This window comes from Kitasatospora sp. NPDC001175, assembly GCF_053598215.1.
Map to the genome: position 1 here is coordinate 1 of NZ_JBSFJU010000152.1, position 5,398 is coordinate 5,398.

Annotated in this window: 4 protein-coding genes; 2 read left to right on the forward strand and 2 right to left on the reverse strand. The window is 69.3% G+C overall.

Annotation, left to right across the window (positions count from 1 at the left end; translation table 11 throughout):
• Positions 1-133 precede the first annotated feature (133 nt).
• Positions 134-496 carry a Rossmann-fold NAD(P)-binding domain-containing protein gene (locus ACWDAK_RS40390; RefSeq protein WP_427396271.1) on the reverse strand — a complete coding sequence of 121 codons (363 nt, stop codon included), beginning with the start codon at positions 494-496 and terminating at the stop codon, positions 134-136.
• A 146-nt stretch (positions 497-642) separates the two neighbouring features.
• Between ACWDAK_RS40390 and ACWDAK_RS40395 the strand changes: the two genes are divergently transcribed.
• Both ACWDAK_RS40395 and ACWDAK_RS40400 read left to right on the forward strand, forming a co-directional pair.
• Entirely contained in the window at positions 643-1,815 is a 1,173-nt protein-coding gene (locus ACWDAK_RS40395; protein WP_427396272.1) for an alpha/beta hydrolase, read from the forward strand.
• A gap of 149 nt (positions 1,816-1,964) precedes the next feature.
• Positions 1,965-3,005 carry an alpha/beta hydrolase gene (locus ACWDAK_RS40400; RefSeq protein WP_427396273.1) on the forward strand — a complete coding sequence of 347 codons (1,041 nt, stop codon included), beginning with the start codon at positions 1,965-1,967 and terminating at the stop codon, positions 3,003-3,005.
• A 202-nt stretch (positions 3,006-3,207) separates the two neighbouring features.
• On the opposite strand, the gene ACWDAK_RS40405 is transcribed toward ACWDAK_RS40400, so the two are convergent.
• Positions 3,208-4,992: a hypothetical protein gene (locus tag ACWDAK_RS40405; RefSeq protein WP_427396274.1), complete on the reverse strand. Its 1,785-nt coding sequence runs from the start codon at positions 4,990-4,992 to the stop codon at positions 3,208-3,210.
• Between the last annotated feature and the right edge of the window lie 406 nt (positions 4,993-5,398).

Here is a 5,398-nt window from a genome sequence, read left to right on the forward strand (position 1 = left end):
ACGACTTGGACGAGGAGTCCCAGCTCGCGCACGTGGACGCCCTCGCAATGCGACGTAGCTACGTGATCGTCGGCGCCGGGGCGCCGCCACCGCGAGCCCGGGTCTGCTCGGTGATCGATCGTTGGGACGGGGCTCAGCCCCAGTGGCCTGCGGCGGCGGCCTTGGTGACGAATGCCTCGAACGACCTGGTTGGGCGGCCGAGGGCCTGCTCCACTCCGTCGCCGACCGCGCCGTGGCCCACGTTCACCAGGAGGCCGGTGAGCAGTCGGGCGATGTCGGGTGCGACGCCGGCGGTGACCTGTCGCTCGACGAAGGCCTCCGGGGTGATGTCGACGTGACGGATCGTGCGGCCGGTGGCGCGGGGGATGAGGTCGGCCGCTTCGCCGAAGCTGATCGCCCGTGGGCCGGTCAGGTCGTAGACCCGGCCGCTGTGGCGGTCTTCGGTCAGTGCCGCCAAGGCGACCTCGGCGATGTCCGGGTCGTGGGAGCGCCCCACCGCGCACGGGGGCGCACGATCGAACCGCCGCCCTCGACAGCTCCCAGGAAACTCCCAGAAAAGGGCAATCGAACGGCTGTTCCAAGCTGTCCCCCATGAGACCGGGCACACGGGCCCGGACGGCACAGAAACAAGGCACGAACGCAATGAACCTGACCGGTACTCCCTTCCTCGTCCTCACCGTCGCCCTGTTCGCGGCCTCCATAGCGCTGGCCATGGCGCAATGGCTGGGCAGAGGAGCCCTCTTCGGGCCGGCACGGACCGTGCAACGACGGCGCACGCCGCTGCGCGCACTCTCGTACCTCGGCACAGTGCTCCTCTGTCAGTTCACCGCCGTGGCCATGGTCTTCGTGATCGTCAACAACGAGAACCAGCTCTACGACAGCTGGGGCGACCTGCTGGGCAACTCCAGCCACGTCCGGGCCGTGCCCGTGCCCCCGAAGGACGAGGGCCTGGCCGGCGACCGGCATGCCGCCCCCGCCGGCCCGTCCGGTACCCCCGCGCCGAAGGTGCCGCAGGCCTTCCACGCACCCGACTCGGACGCGGTGCCCAGGAGCGTGAAGCAGGCCGACCTCAAGGGCCGGCTCTCGGGAGTCGACGGCGAGGTGCTGGTCTGGACCCCGCCGCAGTACGACGACCCGGCCTACAAGGACAAGACCTTCCCGGTGGTCGAGCTGCTCGTCGGGTTCCCCGGATCGTCCAGCGCCTGGTTCGGCGATGCGATGGAGGCGACGAAGCAGCTCGAACCGCTGATGAAGTCCGGCCAGGTGACGCCGTTCATCCTGGTCGCACCGCGCGTCACCATCCTCGGCAACACCGACACCGGGTGCGCCGACGTCCCGGGCAAGGTCAACGCCGAGACCTGGCTCTCGCGGGACGTCCCGCAGATGATCGTGGACAACTTCCGGGCCGACACCACGGCGGACCACTGGGCCCTGTCCGGTTACTCGGCCGGCGCGCATTGCGCCCTGCGCCTCGCGCTCGCCCACCCGAACCGGTACCGCGCCGCGATCAGCATGTCCGGCTACAACGACCCGGCCGGCGAACCGGCCTCACTGACCGCCAAGGACCCGAAGCTGCGCGAGAGCGCCAATCCGCTCTACATCCTCACCCACGCCCCGACCCCGCCGAACGTCGCGCTCTACGTGACCGGCAAGCGGGGCGACGGACTGGAGGACGCGACCGTCCTCCAGCAGGCGGCGAAGAGCCCGACCACCGTCACTCCGTTCGAGACCACCGGCGCGCACCTGACATCGACCTGGAAGCCGCTGGTCGTCCCGACCTTCAAGTGGCTGACCGGGATCATCCCGCCCCGCTGACGGCGCCGTCCTGAGGTTGGGAGGAGCGCATCCCCGGCAGCCCGCCGCCGGTACGCCGGAACACTGCTCGCGACCTCCTCAGTGGCCTCACGCGGGACCACTGCCCGGTTCCGTCCGGCCGGGCGTGATATCGATCGGAGATTTTCACCATGCAGCAGCCACAGTCGCAGCCCACCCGCACCCGTGCGGTCCTGGTCGGTATCACCGCGCTCGCACTGTCCGCCACAATGGCGGCCTGCAGTAGCGGCAGCAGGCCGGCCGCCGATCCCAAGGTGGGCGACAACACGGCGGCGGGCACCCCGTCCACCCCATCCGCCGCGGCGAGCAGCGCGCCGACGAAGGACTCCAAGGTCGTGATGCCGACCGGTCCGACCACCGACCTGAAGAAGTCCCGTGACACCAAGGCCGGGCCGATCATGATGACCACCCTGGCGGGTAAGAAGTCCGGCGTCTCCGCCCAGGTCTGGGTCTGGCTGCCGCCGCAGTACAGTGACCCGAAGTACGCCAAGTTCGGCTTCCCCGTGCTCACCCTCTACGCAGGCGGTCAGAGCAACGGCTACAACACCTGGACGGACAACCAGCTGCCGATCCAGGAGATCGACACCCAGCTCGTCCAGGAGCAGAAGGCGCACCCCTTCATCATGATCATGCCGGTGCAGAACCTGACGGCCGACGAGCACCGGTCCCTGGACTGCTCCGACATACCTGGCCAGCCCAGGATGGGCACCTGGCTGTCCCAGGACATCCCGGACTTCGTCCGCGCCAACTTCCGTACCCTCAAGGGCCCCGACAGCTGGGGCCTGATGGGCGCCTCCAGCGGTGCGGACTGCAGCGCCAAGCTGGCCATGCAGCACCCCGACATCTACAAGGCTGCCGTACCGATCGACGGCGACTTCAAGGCGGACTCCTTGCTCTGGAAGGGCCACGAGGCCGAGCAGGCCGCCAACGGCTCCGACAAGCTGATCGCCACCAGCAAAGCCGACGTCAAGATGCTCGCTACCGCCGCCGGCGGCGTCTCCTACGAGGTCAACGTGGTCAAGGGCTGGGTCGCCAAGGCCGTTCCCCCGACCACCGTCGAGTACTACGAGCAGCCCGGCGGCAGGCACAAGACCGTGGACTTCGAGAAGCTGATCCCGATGGCCCTGGAGTGGCTCACCAAGAACCTCACCGGTCCACAGAGCGACAGTTGACGACTCGTGAAATAGCACACCCGATTCCCGGCACTTCCCCGGGCGCGGACAGGAAGGCCGGGCCCGGCCGCCGCGTTTCCTCCAACGCGGCGGGCATGCGCGGCCTGGAGCGCTTCTCGGCGGGCGCCGGGTCCGGCCAGCCGCGCAGCGGACGGCCCGCCCCGCGCAGTGTCCCTGCACGGGGCGGGCCGTCGAACACTCGCTACAGGAACCGCACCTGTGGCGGGTTGCCGGTGGAGATGGAGAGCTGCCCCTGCTGGATCTGGACGTCGCTGCCCCTGAACAGCACCCCGTTCTCCTTGGTCATCGAGACGCCGCCGGTCTGGAAGGAGACCGCCATGCCCCGCTCCAGGCTCACCCACTTCTTGAACTCGTTGATCCCGTAGAAGATGATCCGGTCCGGCAGGGTGACGAACATCCGCTCACCGTCGTGGCTGAGCTTCATCCCGCCGCCCACGGTCAGCAGCCCTTGCACGTGCGCCTCGCCGGAGACCCGGGCCTCGACCGTGTGCAGCTCGTTCAGGTTCGCCTTGTCGGCGGTGACGGCGCCGAGGTCGTGACCACCGTCGCGCAGGACGCGGACGCCTTCGGTGGGGAACTCGATCCAGCCGTCCCCGGTACCGCGGCCCTGGACCCACTTGGTGTTGATGCCGTTGAGGTCGGCCTTGTCGGCGGCGACGTTGCCCCAGGCCTGGCCGCCGTCCTTGCGGACGTTGATGCCGGACTGCGGGAACTCCACCCAGCCCTTGCCGCCGTCGCGATCGCCCACCCAGGTGGTGTTCAGGCCGTTGACGTCGACCTTGTCGGCGGTGAGGGCGCCGAGCTCCTGCCCGGCGTCCTTGTGGAGGGTGGCGCCGGGCTGGGTGAACTCGATCCAGCCCTGGCCGGCCTCGCGGCTGCCCACCCACTTGGTGTTGAGGCCCTCCGCGTCGACCTGGGCGGCCGTGAGGATGCCCGGAGTGCTGTCGTGGCCGTGGTAGACGTTGACGCCGCGGTCCGGGAAGGTGATCCAGCCGGCGCTGTCGGTGCGCCCCTGGACCAGACGGGTGGTGACGTTGTCCACGTCGGCCTTGTCGGCTCTCACCCTGCCCAGGTCCCCCTTCGGGTCGCGGACCTCCACGCCGTCCGTGGCGAAGGTGACCCGGCCCCTGTTCGCCGTCCCCTCCACCCACGGGGTGCGCGTCCCGCTCTCGAACTCGGGGACGACTGCATGGACGGTGGTGGTGAGGAAGTACCCGCGCTGCTGCCCGGCGCCGGGCGCCTTCGCGACTAGGGTGTAGGTGGTGCCGCGCTTCGGGGCGGAGGTGCTCCAGGAGTACTCCTGGTGGGCCGGAGCCGCGCCCCGCACCGCCGGTTCGCGGTGGACCTCGGCCCCCGTCTGGTCGAGGATCGCGTAATCGAGGTCGTTGGGCCCGTCCCACTGGAGCACGAGCGGCTCGTTCGCGTCACCGTTCAGCAAGGACTTCTGCGGACGGAAGTTGCGCGGGACCCGCGGCGTCTGCTTCGCCAGGCCGAGGTGGGTGGTGTAGTGGTCGTGCCGCATGGAGACGTTGTCGTCGCCGCCGCCGGCCCGCTCGCGGATCTCCAGCAAGCTCAGGCCCGCGCCCTCGGAGACCGGGATGTTCTCCAGCTTCAGCACCAGCGCCCCGTGGGCGTCCAGGAGCGCGTTCCCGCGCGTGTGAACCTGCGTGCGGGAGAGCTGCGCCCGGAAGCAGTCGTTGCCGCTGTCCCACGCGAACTCCAGCGCGTCGTCGTGCGCGTTCTGGTACGTCCGCTCGATGCTCGCGGTGACCGCCGAGGGATCGTCCGTCAGGTTCGAGGACAGGGCGAGCAGTGGCATGGCCACATCGATGTAGTCCCACTCCACCGGGGACTGGTGGGTGTTGGAGACGATCACGTACATCGTCCCCAGGGACGGTTCGTCCGTGAGCGACGCTCGGAGCGATGTCGGATTCGTCACGATCTCGTAGTGCAGCAAGGACGGCACGGTGCGGACTCCCTACCTCGACGTTTCACGCGATGCGGGCTGACGACAACGGGCGCCAACAGTCCTGTCGACGGTAAGCACCGTCCCGTCGTCCGGGAGCCGCGATTGCCCGGAGCTGGCCCGAACCGATCCCCGGTCTGGCCGGAACGTCGGTATGAACTCCGCTGGAAGAAACGCGCGGCGTCGAGCCGGGCGGGGAGGCAGCCCCCACCAGTCGGATCGAGCAGCCACGCGACCTGTTCGTCCCACAGCAGATAAGCCATCCCGTCATCCTGCCCTCCGAGGCACGCCAGGCCGACTTAGTTCCCCAGTGAGCTTGCTCCGCTTTGACGGACACCGTTGGTGTGGTGGTCAGGCCGCCAGGACGGTCTCGTATTCGGCGGGACTGCGGTAGCCGAGGCTGCTG

What these genes read in the sequence shown, in the direction of transcription:
- ACWDAK_RS40395 (WP_427396272.1), top strand. Translation starts at nt 643, where the DNA reads ATGAACCTGACCGGTACTCCCTTCCTCGTCCTCACCGTCGCCCTGTTC.
- ACWDAK_RS40400 (WP_427396273.1), top strand. Translation starts at nt 1,965, where the DNA reads ATGCAGCAGCCACAGTCGCAGCCCACCCGCACCCGTGCGGTCCTGGTC.